Raw genomic sequence first — 16,108 nt, 5'->3', positions numbered from 1 at the left:
GTCCTACTGCCGGAGTTTCAAAGACAATCAATCATGATTGTCTTTTTTTTGTTGTGAGCAAAGTATTTAAGAGATTGATAGAATCGTGCTATGCTTTATATGAGGTGATGAGAAGTATGTATATAAATATAGCAGATGAGTTAGTAAAACGACTTGAGAAGTATCAAAATAGTCGAATTGTTTTAGATTTAGATGATGGTGTGGGGCGCTATTCTAAATCGGGTAGTTGTGCATTAAATATCAGTTTCCGTCTGCTCGTTTTAGATAAGGAACAGGATCATTCAGATTACACGTTAAATGTTGATAGTACTATCGGCAGCATCCCGATCAAAGAGCATTCAAAACTCTATTTAGAAGATGAAATGTCTTTGATTTTTGATCCGCGTATGTCATTGATCAAACTGAAAGGTCCTGGCGGAATGATTGATGGAAATGTACAAATTATTGATTTGCGTGAAAAAAAGGAGTGAGCTCAGAGGAGCCCACTCCTTTTTTATTTCGGTCTTTTTACATTTAAGGTCGCTGCAATATGTGCATAAGCATCTCCAGCTAAACGTGCTAACGGATTCAATTTTAGCGGGTCAATGTATTCTCGTTTTTGATCGAAAACTCTTTCCTCAAAATGATAATTCAAAACTTCTAAGATAAACATGTCGCTGATAATATTTTCAGCATTGTCCTTAACTGGAATATATTGATGCAGTCGAACCTCGAAACGAATCGGAGCTTCTTTGATAGCCGGCACAGAAATTTCTTGGCTGTCTATCAGTGTCAAATGGCTATTATCCAGTTCGCTTTCATCAGCTGGGAGAGAAGCAGAGGACTGATTCATTTCAGTTAATATAGTATCATTTACAAGATGGATTACTCCTTCTTTTTGCTGCAGCAAATTACGAGCGGAATCCTTTATCTGCTTCTCGTTGCGATTGATTGAGAGACTGATCAAAGGCAATTCTTTCGCCACGACATTGAAATAGCTGAATGGCGCAGCATTTACCACACCAGATTCTTGATTGATCGTTGTGATCCAAGCGATCGGGCGTGGAATGATGCTACCAGTTAGAAATTTATAATTTTGTTTGGTGGTAAGTTCTGAAGCTGAATAGAAAAGCATGGCTGTCTCCTTATTGACGTTTTTTATTGGCGTCAGACGTATCGAAAGGACGAACGTATTCTTCGATTTCCTCACGTTTTGCTTGTAGATGAGGTGGCAAGGATAGGATTTCTCCTGCGTGATCATAGGTCTCATCTTGTAAGAAACCTGGTCCGTCAGTTGCTAGTTCGAATAAAACATTTGGTGCAGCTAAGAAGTATTCTGATTGGAAATAGAAACGATCTACAAAACCAGAGTTTGGAAATTCTAGAGCATTTATTTTTTCTATCCAATCACGAAGAGCCGCATCATCTGCAACACGTAAAGCTAAATGATGGACATTTCCATAGCCCTCTTGAGCTGGGATCATGTCTGGCTGATCATCGACAAGGATCGTAGCACCATTTCCGCCTTCTCCGACTTCAAACTGATGCAGACTGCCTTCAGCGGCTGTTTCTTTAAAGCCGAGCAGGTTCTCTAAAACAAGTTTCAAATGTTCAAATTTTGCTACGGTAACGATTGTTGGGCCTAAGCCGTAGATCGCATGTTCGGCAGGTACATTTGAATTCTTCCATGGAGTTCCGCCGGCAACGCCTTGATTTTTTTCGTCAGATACTAATTGGAACAATTGATCATCAAAATCGTGAAATTCTAAATATTTTTTTCCGAAGCGTTCTTTGATTTCACCATGGGCAATATTCAAATCTGAGAATCGTTGCAGCCAATAGTTTAAAGAGGCATCATTAGGTACACGAAAGCCAGTTCGTGAAATACTGTTCGTTCCCTTTGTTCCTTTGGGAATTTGTGGGAAGTCGAAGAATGTCATATCCGTTCCAGGAGCACCTGTATCATCAGTAAAGTATAGATGATAGGTTTCAATATCGTCTTGATTGACAGTTTTTTTAATCATGCGCAAGCCTAAAATATCCGTGAAGAAGCGATAATTTTTTTCGGCACTAGAAGTCATAGCTGTAACGTGGTGTAACCCTCGAATTTGTGTATCCATAATAAATTCCTCCTAAGTTCTTACTAAAAGTAAGTATATGTGTAATGAAATTTTTTAGCAAGAATATTGCCTTGGGTTGATATTTTATAAAGGAATCAGTAGGATGGAAGCAGGAGGTGGACAATGAAAAAGATTGTTTTGTTTGATTTAGATGGGACATTGACTGATTCTAGAGAAGGAGTCTTGAATAGTGTCCGTTATATGCTGAAAAAAATGGGGTTGAAAAGTCCTGGTGAGGCTGCTCTGCGTAGTTTTATTGGACCGCCGCTAAAGGAAATGTTAGAGACGCTTTATGATTTGACGGAAAGTGAAGCGCAAAGTGGCATTGAATTTTATCGTGAATATTATAGGAACGAAGGAATCAAGCAATTGTCGGTGTATTCAGGTATTGACGAATTATTAACAGAATTATCCACTGAGTACTATTTAGCTGTTGCCACGTCAAAACCAGAATTTTTTGCTCGTCAGGTTCTTGAGAATACCGGACTGGAAAAATATTTTTCGGGGGTTTTTGGCGCAGATTTAACGGGAGAACGCTCAAAAAAAGCAGATGTCATTGCTTATGCATTGAATAATCTGGATAAATCTCCGGCAGTAATGATTGGGGATCGCAAGTTTGATATTTTAGGTGCCAGGAAAAACGCCGTGAAGAGCATAGGCGTTTTATATGGGTTTGGAGACCGTGAAGAACTGACCGAAGCACAGGCAGATATTATGGTTGAGCGAGTGGAAGAGGTTGCTGAAGCTGTCAAAAGAGCTTTTCTACTCTGATATATATTAACAAGCAATAAAAAAGTCCCTCGCATGAGGGACTTTTCATATTTTTTTCGGCTTAGTACCAGCCGTTTGCTTGCCAGAATGCTTGCGCGCCTTCCCATGAACCATAACGAGAAGTTACATATTGGTCTGCTACACGTTCTTGATTAGCGGCAGAGTAGTCACCATTTAAGTATGAAGCGGATAATTGGTAACGTCCAATGTATTGACCGTTTGTAGCTGTGTATGAACCGCTAGATTCGCGTTGTGCGATCCATTCTTTAGCAGAGTTCGTACTTGCTGGTGTTGATGCTTCGGCAGCAGGTGCAGCGGCTTGTTCTTGGACAGGGGCTGCTTGCTGTGCTGGAGCAGCTTGTGTTGCTTGTTCTGTTTGAGCTGGGGCAGCTTGTTCTTGAGCAGGTGTTACTGTTGAACTGCCTTTAGCGTCAGTATCAATTGTCAAATTTTGGCCTTCAAAGATCATGTCTACGTTAGAAATCTTGTTTCCTTTAGCAATTGAATCTACTAAGCTGTTGTCGCCTGCAAATTTGATAGAGATTTTTGATAGGGTATCACCAGATTGAACAGTGTAATTTTCAGCGGCCTGTGCATCGCTTGTTCCTAATGCAAATGCAGCACCAGCTGTCAGTAAAGTTGTAAGTACAAGAGTTTTTCCAAATTTCATTATGTAAATTCCTCCAAAAAAGTTTTATGTGTAAATCAGTCATTTCGACTACGAGACATACTTTACCATCCTTCTTCATGTCATGGGTTATAAACCAGTGACAAGACGTTACAATGCCATGTACAAATGTAACAAATGACTGGTAAAACCGAGCTTTTGAAATACTTAATCTCTTTTAAGAATAATTGAAAAGGTCTCTCTGCTGGGGAATCAGCGCCTCATTATTGGCGGCTCTCTTTTGAAAGCGCTGCTTAAAATTGCAATGTTGACATTTTACTGTAAAAAATCAGAAAATTATGTCAGGAAAAAAACGGGAAAATAATAGAATGTTTCTTAAGAAAAGGTAAACAGCACAGAAGGCAATGATGGAAAATGAAAAGTACAGCTAAGAAAATCAGGTGCTTCGCTGATATTTTGTTTTTCGAAGAAGTGAAGGAACGAGAGAGTATTCGAGATCAAAGAGACAGCTACTTTTTTACTGTGAATCAAGACTTAACTATAGAAGCTGCAAGCTTACTGAATGTCATTGTTCCTATTAATGAGTCGAATAGCTATAAGTTCACGTGATAGTCAAAGACTAATCAAATTATAACTGGCTAGAAAAGCTAGATAATTATATTTCAGTTTCTTTTTACTCAGGAAAGCTTATTTAAAAGCTATTTTTTATCTGAAATTTGGCAAAAATGCTGTACAAAAATATTTATCGAGAGGAATTACTAGTTTTTCACAAAAAAAACATAAATTATTGGACATGGGTCGTTATTTTTTTGGTAGAATATGATAGTAGTGAAATTTAAAAATCTGTTCCAAGCAGCAGGGGTGGCTGTCGTGGAATAGATGAATTTTAATCAAGAAAAGTGAGGAAATGTTTTGAAAAGGTTTGGGGAAGATTTTTTTCAGGAAAAAACGAAAAAGATTGTTATCATTTGTTTGGTTGTTTTAGTTGTATTCGTCAGCTTCTATTCTTTTAAGAGTGTCCATTATGCAGAACGACTGCTGCCGAAGACCAAAGTCAATAATATTAATGTGGGCGGCCTGACTGTTGATCAAGCGAATAGAAAAATTAACGCAAAGCTGACTGAAGCACCTGTTGCTATTTCATTAGACAATAAATTGTGGAAGAAAATCAAACGCAGCGAACTTGGCTGGCAGAAGGATCATTTAGAGGCGCTTATGCAAATCAAGCAGAAGCAGGTACCTTTTGCATGGGGAATAAATAATCTATTAGGAAGCCAGCATCAACTTTCTAGTAGCTATGATCAGGCGTATGTTGATCAATTGGTCGAAAATTTAGGTAATGAGATTCTGCAAAAAAATGTCACTCGGACACCTACGACGAATGCGAAGATCGAATGGGTAGAAGGCGATTTTGTGATCGTACCGGAAAAGCAAGGGGATACGATTGATGTTGAAGCAGCTCAAAGGGCGTTGATCAAAAATTTAGAGAACGGCAAGCAGACGGTAAACGCCGAGGATTATTATGCGCAGCCAATTTTAACGAAAGATGACAGCCAGTTAAAAAAATTGAAGGATCAAATGAACAAATTGGTCAAAATAGAAGCAACCTATACGATCAACGGAAAACAGGTCGTTATTCCGGCTGAAGAACTTGCTAGCTGGTTAACTACGAATGAAAAAGCTGAAATGCAGCTTGATCAAGAGAAGGTTACGGCTTTTGTGACCAATTTGAATGGGGAATACAACACTAAGGAAAATCCGACAGCCTTCACTAGTACTAAACGTGGAGAAGTGTCTGTTCCAGTCGGAATTTACAGCTGGTCGATCAATATTCCTGCAGAGGTTGAAGCATTAAGCACTCAAATTTTAAAAGGGAAGAATTTTAACCGGACACCGGTTGTAGAGAGCGAAGTCCCCAACGTACAGACAAGCATCGGTAATACGTACGTGGAGGTAGATTTGCAGAATCAATATATGTGGTATTACAAAGAAGGCCAGCTTCAGTTTGAAACGGATATTGTCAGTGGAAAGCCATCGACACCGACTCCGCCGGGAGTAAATTATGTTACAAGCAAATCAACCGATCAAATTTTACGAGGCTTGAATGATGATGGCTCTAAATATGCCAGCCCCGTACGTTACTGGATGCCAATCGATAAAACAGGTGTTGGGATCCATGATTCCGATTGGCAATACGCCTATGGTGGAGATTTGTGGTTGTACCGTGGTTCCCATGGCTGTATCAATACTCCGCCGGCTAAAATGGATGAGCTTTACCCAATTCTTGAGGTGGGGACACCAGTAATAGTATTTTAATGGACAATTTATATAGTAGGAAAAGTGCTAACCAGCGTGTTAGCACTTTTTTTGTCTGAAAGAAGAAGTCCCAAGACTATTTAACTGGTATTAGATTACTGCTCCTTTTTTATGAGGATTGAAATAAATCCATGCTCCCAAGCACTTTGTAGTAAAAAAATATTCCGATATAAATGTTGTTAAAACAACGATTCAAATTGATCGGCAATTTTTCTCCCTATTTTTTGTTGACAAACTAAAAAAAACCACCTTACTATTGGTTTGTGGTTATAACCAGTAAAAAAGGAGCTCTTATGGAAAATTCATTTAAAAACAAAGCTTTGTATCATCAGCTTGTCGATTTATTGAAGGATCAAATGGAAACGAGCATGATTCCCCATGACAAGCTGCCATCTGAACGAGAACTAACAGCGCAATATGGAGTAAGTCGGACGACGGTTCGCTTGGCTCTGCAGGAGTTGGAAAGAATCGGCTATATTTATCGTCGTCACGGAAAAGGGACCTTTGTCTCTGATATCAAGAAAAATGCGGCAGATTTAGCTAGTGCTTATAGCTTTACTGAGCAGATGAAAAGTTTAGGAAGAAATCCCGAAACTAGAATATTGTCTTTTGAAAAAATCGAAGCGGATAAATTTATTTCTGAGCATCTGAATCTTTCGCTAGGTGAAGCTGTCTTTAAACTAAGTCGGCTGCGAATAGCTGACCGTGAGCCTTTGATGTGCGAGGATACTTATTTGCCGGTGAAGTTTTTCTTATCATTGGATGATCGGCTGCTACGAAGCAAACCGCTTTATGACCTTTTTTCAGAGGAGTTTAATCAAACAATCCGGTTGGCTGATGAAGAGCTGTATGCCAGTGTGGCTTCAAGCGACGACGCGAAACAATTGATGATACCGGAAGGAGCCCCCGTTCTTCATTTAGCTCGCCAGACATATAATATGAAAAATGAAATCATTGAATTTACTTTGAGTGTTGCCCGTGCGGATCAATTTCATTATCAGATTCGTCATATTCGAAATAGTTAGGAGAATCGAAGGATGTTTACAATAGAAAAAGAAAAATTGGAAGAACTAGGTGCAGAGATCACGACTCGTGAAATTCGGCAACAGCCAGAATTATGGGAAGAAACTCTTGAGCTTTATCTAACAGCACAAACAGAGTTAGAACAATTTTTAGCAGAAGTCAAAAAGCAGGCACAGGGAAAACGGACACGAGTAATCTTTACTGGTGCAGGAACTTCGCAATATGTAGGTGATACATTAGTTCCATATTTACGCAAGCAGGGAGAAAATCAAGCATTTAGTTATGAGAGTATCGGCACTACAGATATTGTGGCAGAGCCGTTAGAATATTTGATTAAAGAAGAGCCAACGTTGCTTATTTCATTTGCGCGAAGTGGCAATAGCCCTGAAAGTTTGGCCGCTGTTGAGATTGCAAATCAAGTCGTTGAAACGATCCATCATTTATCCATTACCTGTGCGGAAGAAGGGCAGCTAGCTCAAATCAGCAAAAATGACCCAAACAGCTTCTTATTCTTGATGCCTGTACGTTCCAATGATGATGGTTTTGCGATGACAGGCAGCTTTTCTTGTATGTTGTTAGGCGCATTATTAAGTTTTGATCAAACCGCTCTTGATAAAAAGCAGGGATATTTAAAAACATTAAGCCTCCTTGGAAAAGAAGTGATTGATCGTGAGACTGAGATTGAGAAAATTGTCGAGTTTGATTTTGAACGAATCGTTTACGTAGGGTCAGGGAGCTTAGCTGCTTTGACACGAGAAGCACAGTTGAAAATCTTGGAATTAACAGCAGGCAAGATCGCAACGGTCTTTGATTCTTCAATGGGCTTTCGTCATGGTCCAAAATCATTTATCAATGAAAAAACGGTGATGCTGGGCTTTGTTAACAATGATTCGTATACCCGCGATTATGATTTGGATGTCTTAGAAGAAGTTCGCGAAGATGAAATCGCTTCCGGTATTTTTGCTATCACTCAACCAGGTGAACGAAATTTTTCTGGCGATACGTTTGAATTTACAACGGACGCACAATTATTGCCAGACGGCTATTTAGCACTAGCCTATGTCATGGTAGCACAAACAGTAGCGTTATTAACATCTATCAAAGTAGCAAATACACCCGATACACCCTCACCAACCGGCACAGTTAACCGTGTGGTAAAAGGTGTAACCATTCATGAATATAAGTAGTAACAAACTGGGAGGAAGAAACATGCTTACGTTAACAGCAGGAAAAAAAGCGGCAATGGATCGCTTATCGACAGAAGATGGGATCATTAGTGCTTTAGCGATTGATCAGCGAGGCGCATTGAAGAAAATGATCAAAGCGCTGGATGTGGAGCCAACGGACGAGCATATTGAAGGCTTCAAGGAATTGGTTTCTAGTGAGCTGACACCTTATGCTTCCTCGATTTTATTGGATCCAGAATATGGTTTGCCAGCTGCAAAAGCGCGACATGAAGAGGCGGGATTATTGCTGGCTTACGAAAAAACGGGTTATGATGCGACAACACCAGGGCGTCTTCCTGATTTATTAGCCGATTGGTCTGTACTACGTTTAAAGGAACAAGGGGCCGCTGCAATTAAGTTCTTACTATATTATGACGTGGATGAAGAGCCGGAAATCAATCATCAAAAGCAGGTTTTCATTGAACGATTAGGCAGCGAGTGTGCAGAAGAAGACCTTCCCTTTTATTTAGAATTAATTTCTTATGACGCCCAAAACGCCGATAGCGGTTCAATTGACTATGCAAAGGTGAAACCACATAAGGTCAATGAGATGATGAAAGAATTCTCAAAACCGCAATACAAAGTAGATGTATTGAAAGTCGAAGTACCGGTCAATATGAATTTCGTTGAAGGCTTTGCAACGGGTGAAACAGCTTATACGAAAGCAGAAGCAGCAAAATACTTCTTAGAACAAAGCCAAGCAACGGACTTGCCGTTCATTTTCTTGAGTGCGGGCGTTTCTACCGAGCTGTTCCAACAAACACTGGTCTTTGCTAACGAGTCTGGATCAACCTTCAATGGTGTTTTATGCGGACGTGCTACATGGAAAAACGGTGTGAAGCCTTTCATTGAATCAGGAGAGGTTGCTGCTCGTGAGTGGCTGAAAAATGAAGGACGGAAAAATATCGAAAGTTTAAACAGCGTTTTAGCAAAAACAGCAAGCTCTTGGCATGCCAAAGTGCAAGTAGTCGAAGAAGCTGTTGCAAACTAGGAGGCGGTCTCGTGATAGTAACTGTAACGATGAATCCCTCGATTGATATTTCCTACCCGCTGGATAAACTGAAAATGGATACCGTCAATCGAACCGATCAGGTGACGAAGACGGCAGGCGGAAAAGGATTAAATGTGACCCGCGTGATCCATGATCTAGGAGGTGCGGTGCTTGCGACTGGTGTTCTTGGAGGGTTTCATGGGAAATTTATTGCAGAAGAGTTAAATAAGGCTGGAATCAATCAGGCGTTTACACCCATTAAAGAAGAAACACGTGATTCAATCGCTATTTTGCATGAAGGAAATCAAACAGAGATTTTAGAAACAGGCCCGACTGTCTCAGGTGAAGAGAAAATCGCTTTTTTGAAAAAATTTGAAGAACTGCTTGAGCAAACGGATATTGTCACCATTTCAGGAAGCTTAGCGAAGGGATTGCCGCAAGACTTTTATCAAAAGCTGGTTCAAGTAGCTCGAGAAAAGGAAGTCAAGGCGCTTGTTGATACCTCGGGTGAAAGTTTGAAGCAAGTTTTAAAAGGGCAAGTAAAGCCCTATTTGATCAAACCTAATCTAGAAGAATTAGAAGTGTTACTGGAGCAAGATTTTTCTATTGAACAATTGAAGGATATCCAAACAGCATTAGAGCAGCCACTATTTGCTGGAATCGAATGGATCGTTGTTTCATTAGGCAAAGCAGGAGCACTCGCCAAACATAGAGACCGATTCTATCGAGTGACGATTCCAACAATCAAAGTTGTTAATCCAGTAGGTTCTGGTGACTCGACAATTGCGGGCTTTGCTTATGGGCTGACTCAAGCGATGCCGCCTGAAGATTTGCTGAAGTTCTGTATGGCAACAGGAATGGCCAACGCTCAAGAAAGAACGACAGGCCACGTGAATCCAATCAATGTACAGCGGCACTTTACAAAAATTGCTGTAAAGAAGATCGAGCGTTAGCTCGATCTAAGAGTTAAGTATTTTTTGAAACTAACTCAATTTTGTAGAAGTTCCACTTTTTATAAGTCTCGACGTATTCTAGTATCTGTTGTGTGTCTTTTCGTTTGGTTACTCGAACTTGCAGAACTGTTGGTTCCTCAGGAGGGATCTGTAATTTATCTGCCTCTTCATCCGGAGTAGGAAATATGATCTCGTTGGTTTCTGTAAAATCTTCTTCATTCATATGGATATTGTAATCCAATTTAAAGCGTTGATAAATCGAATTATAGTGGCTCAAATCTGAGTAGTTTGAATTCACATATTGTTCTGGTAAATAAGTTCGATGATACATGTAGGGGATATCTTCCGTTGTGCGAAGCCGTTCGATACAGCAATAAAAAGCTGTATCAGGCAGGCCGAGCCTGCTTAAAAATTGAGGATCATTTCCGCGAACGATTGACAAGACCCGTACTTGATCATGATTAATTGGGAACAGTTCAATGTCGGAAAATTCAACCAATTTTCCTTTACGAGCTCGTGAGACAAAGGAGCCACGACCTTGATGCCGAACGATAAAGCCATCCTTTACTAGTTCATTTAGTGCACGGATGACAGTTATCGAGCTGACGTTGAACATTTCAGCTAACTCAGCTTCAGTATAAAATTTGTCACCGTTCTCAAATTTACCGGAGATGATTTGTTGTTTCAGATCATCCTTTATAAGTTGATATTTTGGTATAGCCATACTATTCCTCCAAGACAAAAAATGAATAGGGAATAAAAATTTCATTAGAAAAATTTTGATTCCCTCTATGGCTTGATTTTACCACATCGCGGAAGAATAGAAAGAATTGACTTTCTATACGGAGTAATTTAATATATTAATATATTAAAAACGTTTTCAATTGGGAGTGAGCGCTTGAATATTTTTGAAATTAAAGAAGATTTTCTTTTGAATGGTGAGCCCTTTAAGATTTTATCTGGAGCAATTCACTATTTCCGTGTAGATCCTTCAGATTGGTACCATTCACTTTATAATTTGAAAGCTTTGGGATTCAACACAGTCGAGACATATGTACCTTGGAATTTACATGAACCCAAAAAGAATGAATTTTGTTTTGACGGTATTTTAGATTTAGAACGGTTTTTAACGACTGCTCAAGAATTAGGATTGTATGCAATCGTTCGTCCTTCTCCATACATTTGTGCAGAGTGGGAGTTTGGCGGTTTTCCAGCGTGGCTTTTAAACGAGCCCATTCGTATACGTTCGAATGAAACCACTTTCTTGAAGCACGTTGCTGATTATTATGACGTATTGATGAATAAAATAGTCCCTCATCAGTTTACTAACGGTGGCAATATATTGATGATACAAGTTGAAAATGAGTATGGTTCCTATGGAGAAGATAAAGCGTACTTACGTTCAATCCGCGATTTAATGAGTGGTCGAGGGATTACAGTGCCTTTCTTCACATCAGACGGACCCTGGCGAGCGACCCTAAGAGCTGGCAGTATGATTGATGAAGATATTCTAGTTACTGGGAATTTTGGTTCTAAGGCAAAAGAAAATTTTGCATCAATGCAGCGTTTCTTTGATGAGCATGATAAGAAGTGGCCGCTGATGTGTATGGAATTTTGGGACGGTTGGTTCAATCGATGGAAAGAACCAATCATACAACGTGATCCGCAAGAGCTGGCTGAGGCAGTGAGAGAGGTCCTAGTCCAAGGCAGTATCAACTTGTATATGTTTCATGGCGGGACGAATTTTGGATTTATGAATGGTTGTTCTGCACGTGGTGCGATTGATTTACCGCAAATCACTTCGTATGATTATGGCGCCCCCTTAAATGAACAAGGGAACCCAACAGAAAAGTATTTTGCATTGCAAAAAATGATTCGAGAAAACTTTCCTGAGATTCAACAAATGACGCCTTTGATCAAACCATCATTGGAGAAGAAAAACATTCCACTAACCGAAAAAGTCAGCTTGTTTGCTACTTTGACTACTATTAGTGAACCGATTCAGTCGAAATATCCCCAAACGATGGAAGAGTTGGGACAAAATACTGGCTACTTGCTTTATCGAACGATGCTTGAAAAGGATGGGGAAGAAGAAAGATTGAGAGTGATCGATGGTCGTGATCGCAGTCATTTTTTTGTAAACCAAGAGTTGCAAGCAACACAGTATCAAACCGAAATAGGTGAAGATATAAACCTCTCCATGACGCAAGAAAACAATCAAATCGATATCTTGATTGAAAATATGGGCAGAGTTAATTATGGACATAAATTATTTGCAGAAACTCAAAAAAAAGGAATACGCACTGGAGTGATGGCAGATTTACATTTTGTTACTAATTGGGAGCAGTATTGTTTGCCGCTAGATTCTTGTGAGAAAGTTGATTATTCAAACGAATGGCAGCCAAATCAACCAAGCTTCTATCGCTACGAAACTACCTTGGATGAAATTGAGGACTGTTTTATTGATTTATCGAAGTTTGGAAAAGGCGTTGTTTTCGTTAATCAAACAAACATCGGCCGTTTTTGGGAAGTAGGACCGACGCTTTCGTTGTATATACCTAAAGGATTATTAACAAAAGGAATAAATGAAATCGTTATCTTTGAAACAGAAGGTACGTATCAACCAGAGATCCAGTTAATTAAAGAACCACTATATAAAGAAATGAAAGAAGGATAATTATGAGTATTATCGGAGTAAGAATTGATGGGCGCCTAATTCACGGACAAGTAGCAAATTTATGGACAACGAAATTAAATATTTCGCGCATTATGGTCGTTGATGATGACGTTGCTCAAAACGACATCGAAAAAAGTGGGTTGAAACTAGCGACACCAGCTGGGGTAAAGCTCAGCGTGCTGCCAATTGAAAAAGCGGCACATAATATTTTAGCTGGAAAATATGATTCTCAACGTTTATTGATCGTTGTACGTAAACCAGATCGCCTATTAAAAATGGTTGAATTAGGTGTACCGATCGAAGAAATCAATGTCGGAAACATGTCACAGTCAAGTGAAACTCGCTCTATTACGAAATCAATCAATGTGGTTGATCAAGATGTCGAAGTGTTTAACGAACTGAATAATAAAGGGGTTCGTTTAATCGCTCAAATGGTACCAAGTGATAAAGCAGAAGATTTTATGAGTCTTTTAACGAAATAGGAGGATACAAGAATGGATATCTTATGGTGGCAGATCTTATTATTAACATTATATGCAGGGTATCAGATTTTAGATGAGTTACAAATTTATTCTTCACTAAGTGCTCCCGTTTTTGCCGGTTTATTCGCCGGATTAGTCATGGGAGACTTAAAAGCCGGACTTATTATTGGTGGTAGTATGCAGTTGACTGTTTTAGGCGTTGGAACATTTGGCGGAGCTTCAAAAATTGATGCCAACTCTGGAACAATTTTAGCGACAGCTTTCTCAGTAGCTTTAGGAATGAACCCAGAGCAAGCAATTGCCGCGATCGCAGTACCAGTAGCTAGTTTGATGATTCAATTGGATATTTTAGCTCGTTTTGCAAATACGTTCTTTGCACATCGTATCGACAAATTAGTTGATGAAATGAATTATAAAGGGATTGAACGAAACTTCTTGATGGGTGCTTTGCCGTGGTCATTATCTCGGATGATCCCAGTATTTTTAGCTTTAGCTTTCGGCGGCGGATTAGTAGAAAAAGTCGTAGCGGTCTTAAACAGCGACCTAAAATGGTTGGGTGACGGATTATCTGTAGCAGGTGCTGTTTTACCAGCAGTCGGTTTTGCGATCTTACTGCGTTATTTGCCAGTCAAGAAACATTTCCCTTACTTGATTTTGGGATTCACTTTAACTGCTTTATTAGGAACTGTCTTTACGAATATGCAGTTATTAGGGACAGGGGTAGCAAGTGTAGTAAAAGATTTCAGCGGTATCTTCAATGCATTACCTATGTTGGCGATCGCGTTGATCGGTTTTGCTTTAGCAGCAATCAGCTATAAGAATGGGCAAATGATCCCCAATACGCCAGCACCTAAAAAAGATGATGCTTTCAATGATTCAGATGAAGGAGAGATCGAAGATGACGAAATCTAATTACAAATTAACCAAGGAAGATTTTAAGCAGATCAATCGTAGAAGCTTGTTCACATTCCAGCTAGGCTGGAACTATGAACGGATGCAAGGATCAGGCTATCTTTATACAATTTTACCGCAATTACGGAAGATTTATGGTGACGATACACCAGAATTAAAAGAAGTAATGAAGACGCATACACAATTCTTCAATACATCAAACTTCTTCAATACAATTATTACCGGAATCGATTTAGCGATCGAAGAAAAAGAAGGAATCGGTGGGAAGCAGACAGTTTCAGGGCTGAAGGCCGGTATGATGGGGCCATTTGCCGCAATCGGAGATTCAATTTTTGCAGCTTTGATTCCGACAATATTCGGAGCTTTAGCTGCGAATATGGCGATCAATGGAAATCCAACAGGCATATTTATTTGGATCGTTGCTCAAATCGCGGTCATGATTTTCCGTTGGAAACAACTAGAGTTTGCTTATCGTGAAGGGATTTCTTTAGTGACAACGATGCAGCATCGCTTGACAGCCTTAACTGATGCGGCAACTTTGCTTGGAGTATTCATGGTAGGTGCACTAGTCGCAACGATGATTAATGTGAAATTTTCTTGGGCTCCTAGTATTGGAGATGTGACTCTTAACATGCAAAACAACTTGGATATGATTTTGCCGCGCCTACTACCAGCTGGAATCGTCGGTGGTGTTTACTGGATGTTAGGTAAAAAGAATATGACTTCCACTAAAGCAATCTTTATCGTATTGGTTGTTTGTGTCGCATTGTCAGCAATGGGTGTGATTTCTAAATAATTCGAATAGACGACTTATTTAGATTTGGTACATTAGAAGAACTAGGAGAAAATAAATGAGTAAAAATTTAGTTTTAGTCAGCCATGGACTCTTTTGCGAAGAATTAAAAAAGAGTACGGAAATGATCATGGGACCTCAGGAAAATATTTATACAGTAGGATTACTTCCTTCAGAATCAGCAGAAGATTTTCGCACTAAATTCGAAGCGGTGATTGCTGAATTAGATGAATTTGTTGTATTGGCAGATTTAATGGGTGGAACGCCTTGTAATGTTGTTTCCCACATGATTTTAGAAGGTCAATCCATCGATTTATATGCTGGAATGAATATGCCGATGGTCATTGATTTCATTAATAGTGAATTAATCGGGACTGAGATGGCCTTAGTCGAATCAGCCGCAAGTAATATTTGTCATGTCAATGAACGAATCAACAGTGATGATGATGAAGACGAGTAAATTAAAAAATTAATACTCAGGAAGAGTCAGAGAATGTTTCTCTGGCTTTTTCTTACTGTAAAAGTTCCATTTTAGTATGCTATGCTTGGTATAAAGCAAGATGGATAGGAGAGTTAGAGTGGATTTTAACGAAAAACTGAAACAATTACGCCAAAGTAAGCATTGGACGCAAGAAGAATTAGCTGAGAAGCTGTTTATCTCACGAACTGCAATTTCAAAATGGGAATCGGGAAGAGGATTTCCCAGCATCGAGTCATTAAAGGCAATTTCTCAAGTTTTTGATGTATCAATTGATGAGCTGCTTTCTAATAGTGAGTTAATCTCAATTGCTGAAAATGATAAGAAAAAGCAGCAACAGAAATTTCAGCGTCTGTTGTTGGGAATCCTAGATTGCATGACCGGTTTATTGCTTTTTTTGCCTATTTTTGCTCAAACCCAAGAAAGCCGCATTGTTTTTGTTTCGATGTTGCAATTGTCGCCTGAAACGGCAGCATTAAAGATTATACTTTCAATTTTTATTATTTTAACTACGTTGTTTGGGGTCTACGAAATTATGTTTGCTACCAGCGATCAGACATCTGTCATAAAAATTTCTTTGATTTTAACGTTGTTCGGTACATTACTTTTTATTATGACTAGGCATCCTTACCCTTCAACCTATCTATTGATAATTTTAGCTGTCAAAGGATTAAGCGCGTTAGATAAGCGTTGATACGCATCGTCACATACCAGTGACGATGCGATTCTTTTTGTACTTAGACGATTCTGATACTTTTT

General features: G+C 39.3%; 18 protein-coding genes. 14 read left to right on the top strand and 4 right to left on the bottom strand.

Annotated features, from left to right (window positions below; genetic code table 11):
• The first annotated feature begins 116 nt into the window (after positions 1 to 116).
• On the top strand, positions 117 to 470 hold the full coding sequence (locus JZO85_RS15590) for an iron-sulfur cluster biosynthesis family protein (protein ID WP_207109441.1): 354 nt from the start codon (positions 117 to 119) through the stop codon (positions 468 to 470).
• Between the two features lie 23 nt (positions 471 to 493).
• Here the strand turns inward: JZO85_RS15590 and JZO85_RS15585 are convergent, their stop codons facing one another.
• Together JZO85_RS15585 and JZO85_RS15580 are read right to left on the bottom strand one after the other, a co-directional pair.
• Entirely contained in the window at positions 494 to 1,114 is a 621-nt protein-coding gene (locus JZO85_RS15585; protein ID WP_207109440.1) for a flavin reductase family protein, read from the bottom strand.
• Positions 1,115 to 1,124: 10 nt separating this feature from the next.
• Complete coding sequence (locus JZO85_RS15580) at positions 1,125 to 2,099, bottom strand: ring-cleaving dioxygenase (protein ID WP_207109439.1); 975 nt, start codon at positions 2,097 to 2,099, stop codon at positions 1,125 to 1,127.
• A gap of 123 nt (positions 2,100 to 2,222) precedes the next feature.
• On the opposite strand from JZO85_RS15580, the gene JZO85_RS15575 reads away from it, so the two are divergent.
• Positions 2,223 to 2,870: an HAD-IA family hydrolase gene (locus JZO85_RS15575; protein WP_207109438.1), complete on the top strand. Its 648-nt coding sequence runs from the start codon at positions 2,223 to 2,225 to the stop codon at positions 2,868 to 2,870.
• 61 nt (positions 2,871 to 2,931) lie between these two features.
• On the opposite strand, the gene apf is transcribed toward JZO85_RS15575, so the two are convergent.
• A complete protein-coding gene (apf, locus tag JZO85_RS15570) occupies positions 2,932 to 3,540 on the bottom strand; it encodes an aggregation-promoting factor (RefSeq protein WP_207109437.1) in 609 nt (202 codons plus the stop codon).
• 372 nt (positions 3,541 to 3,912) lie between these two features.
• On the opposite strand from apf, the gene JZO85_RS15565 reads away from it, so the two are divergent.
• From JZO85_RS15565 to lacC, 6 genes are all read left to right on the top strand, one after another.
• Complete coding sequence (locus JZO85_RS15565; RefSeq protein ID WP_207109436.1) at positions 3,913 to 4,107, top strand: hypothetical protein; 195 nt, start codon at positions 3,913 to 3,915, stop codon at positions 4,105 to 4,107.
• Positions 4,108 to 4,410: 303 nt separating this feature from the next.
• Positions 4,411 to 5,814 (top strand): L,D-transpeptidase family protein, encoded by a 1,404-nt coding sequence (locus tag JZO85_RS15560; protein ID WP_207109435.1) that lies wholly within the window; start codon positions 4,411 to 4,413, stop codon positions 5,812 to 5,814.
• A gap of 293 nt (positions 5,815 to 6,107) precedes the next feature.
• Positions 6,108 to 6,839, top strand: a complete 732-nt coding sequence (locus tag JZO85_RS15555; protein ID WP_207109434.1) for a GntR family transcriptional regulator — start codon at positions 6,108 to 6,110, stop codon at positions 6,837 to 6,839.
• 12 nt (positions 6,840 to 6,851) lie between these two features.
• Positions 6,852 to 8,024: an SIS domain-containing protein gene (locus tag JZO85_RS15550; protein WP_207109433.1), complete on the top strand. Its 1,173-nt coding sequence runs from the start codon at positions 6,852 to 6,854 to the stop codon at positions 8,022 to 8,024.
• 22 nt (positions 8,025 to 8,046) lie between these two features.
• The gene (gene lacD, locus JZO85_RS15545; protein ID WP_207109432.1) at positions 8,047 to 9,054 is read left to right on the top strand and encodes a tagatose-bisphosphate aldolase; all 1,008 of its coding nucleotides are present in this window, start codon (positions 8,047 to 8,049) and stop codon (positions 9,052 to 9,054) included.
• Between the two features lie 11 nt (positions 9,055 to 9,065).
• Entirely contained in the window at positions 9,066 to 10,007 is a 942-nt protein-coding gene (gene lacC, locus JZO85_RS15540; protein ID WP_207109431.1) for a tagatose-6-phosphate kinase, read from the top strand.
• 13 nt (positions 10,008 to 10,020) lie between these two features.
• On the opposite strand, the gene JZO85_RS15535 is transcribed toward lacC, so the two are convergent.
• Positions 10,021 to 10,731: a GntR family transcriptional regulator gene (locus tag JZO85_RS15535; RefSeq protein ID WP_207109430.1), complete on the bottom strand. Its 711-nt coding sequence runs from the start codon at positions 10,729 to 10,731 to the stop codon at positions 10,021 to 10,023.
• Positions 10,732 to 10,905: 174 nt separating this feature from the next.
• On the opposite strand from JZO85_RS15535, the gene JZO85_RS15530 reads away from it, so the two are divergent.
• The 6 genes from JZO85_RS15530 (at position 10,906) to JZO85_RS15505 (ending at position 16,043) form a co-directional block, all read left to right on the top strand.
• On the top strand, positions 10,906 to 12,684 hold the full coding sequence (locus JZO85_RS15530; RefSeq protein WP_207109429.1) for a glycoside hydrolase family 35 protein: 1,779 nt from the start codon (positions 10,906 to 10,908) through the stop codon (positions 12,682 to 12,684).
• A gap of 2 nt (positions 12,685 to 12,686) precedes the next feature.
• Positions 12,687 to 13,166 (top strand): PTS sugar transporter subunit IIB, encoded by a 480-nt coding sequence (locus JZO85_RS15525; protein ID WP_207109428.1) that lies wholly within the window; start codon positions 12,687 to 12,689, stop codon positions 13,164 to 13,166.
• Positions 13,167 to 13,178: 12 nt separating this feature from the next.
• Positions 13,179 to 14,078, top strand: coding sequence for a PTS mannose/fructose/sorbose/N-acetylgalactosamine transporter subunit IIC (locus tag JZO85_RS15520; RefSeq protein ID WP_207109427.1), 900 nt, complete (start codon positions 13,179 to 13,181; stop codon positions 14,076 to 14,078).
• Positions 14,065 to 14,874 (top strand): PTS system mannose/fructose/sorbose family transporter subunit IID, encoded by an 810-nt coding sequence (locus tag JZO85_RS15515; RefSeq protein ID WP_207109426.1) that lies wholly within the window; start codon positions 14,065 to 14,067, stop codon positions 14,872 to 14,874. The genes JZO85_RS15520 and JZO85_RS15515 overlap by 14 nt, the downstream gene beginning before the upstream one ends.
• A gap of 55 nt (positions 14,875 to 14,929) precedes the next feature.
• Positions 14,930 to 15,331: a PTS sugar transporter subunit IIA gene (locus tag JZO85_RS15510; RefSeq protein WP_207109425.1), complete on the top strand. Its 402-nt coding sequence runs from the start codon at positions 14,930 to 14,932 to the stop codon at positions 15,329 to 15,331.
• 118 nt (positions 15,332 to 15,449) lie between these two features.
• Positions 15,450 to 16,043: a helix-turn-helix domain-containing protein gene (locus tag JZO85_RS15505; RefSeq protein ID WP_207109424.1), complete on the top strand. Its 594-nt coding sequence runs from the start codon at positions 15,450 to 15,452 to the stop codon at positions 16,041 to 16,043.
• Positions 16,044 to 16,108 lie beyond the last annotated feature (65 nt).

The sequence above is a fragment of the Candidatus Enterococcus murrayae genome (genome assembly GCF_017315985.1).
GTDB classification, from domain to species: Bacteria; Bacillota; Bacilli; order Lactobacillales; family Enterococcaceae; genus Enterococcus_A; species Enterococcus_A murrayae.
The sequence above is the reverse complement of the archived record's forward strand: the minus strand, read 5'-3'. Positions and strand labels throughout refer to the sequence as shown.

Excerpts from the sequence above, each read along its gene's own strand:
- JZO85_RS15585 (WP_207109440.1), bottom strand. The coding sequence starts at position 1,114 with ATGCTTTTCTATTCAGCTTCAGAACTTACCACCAAACAAAATTATAAA.
- apf (WP_207109437.1), bottom strand. The coding sequence starts at position 3,540 with ATGAAATTTGGAAAAACTCTTGTACTTACAACTTTACTGACAGCTGGT.
- JZO85_RS15510 (WP_207109425.1), top strand. The coding sequence starts at position 14,930 with ATGAGTAAAAATTTAGTTTTAGTCAGCCATGGACTCTTTTGCGAAGAA.
- JZO85_RS15590 (WP_207109441.1), top strand. The coding sequence starts at position 117 with ATGTATATAAATATAGCAGATGAGTTAGTAAAACGACTTGAGAAGTAT.
- JZO85_RS15575 (WP_207109438.1), top strand. The coding sequence starts at position 2,223 with ATGAAAAAGATTGTTTTGTTTGATTTAGATGGGACATTGACTGATTCT.
- JZO85_RS15520 (WP_207109427.1), top strand. The coding sequence starts at position 13,179 with ATGGATATCTTATGGTGGCAGATCTTATTATTAACATTATATGCAGGG.
- JZO85_RS15535 (WP_207109430.1), bottom strand. The coding sequence starts at position 10,731 with ATGGCTATACCAAAATATCAACTTATAAAGGATGATCTGAAACAACAA.
- JZO85_RS15525 (WP_207109428.1), top strand. The coding sequence starts at position 12,687 with ATGAGTATTATCGGAGTAAGAATTGATGGGCGCCTAATTCACGGACAA.
- JZO85_RS15555 (WP_207109434.1), top strand. The coding sequence starts at position 6,108 with ATGGAAAATTCATTTAAAAACAAAGCTTTGTATCATCAGCTTGTCGAT.
- JZO85_RS15550 (WP_207109433.1), top strand. The coding sequence starts at position 6,852 with ATGTTTACAATAGAAAAAGAAAAATTGGAAGAACTAGGTGCAGAGATC.
- JZO85_RS15580 (WP_207109439.1), bottom strand. The coding sequence starts at position 2,099 with ATGGATACACAAATTCGAGGGTTACACCACGTTACAGCTATGACTTCT.
- lacD (WP_207109432.1), top strand. The coding sequence starts at position 8,047 with ATGCTTACGTTAACAGCAGGAAAAAAAGCGGCAATGGATCGCTTATCG.
- JZO85_RS15515 (WP_207109426.1), top strand. The coding sequence starts at position 14,065 with ATGACGAAATCTAATTACAAATTAACCAAGGAAGATTTTAAGCAGATC.
- JZO85_RS15565 (WP_207109436.1), top strand. The coding sequence starts at position 3,913 with ATGAAAAGTACAGCTAAGAAAATCAGGTGCTTCGCTGATATTTTGTTT.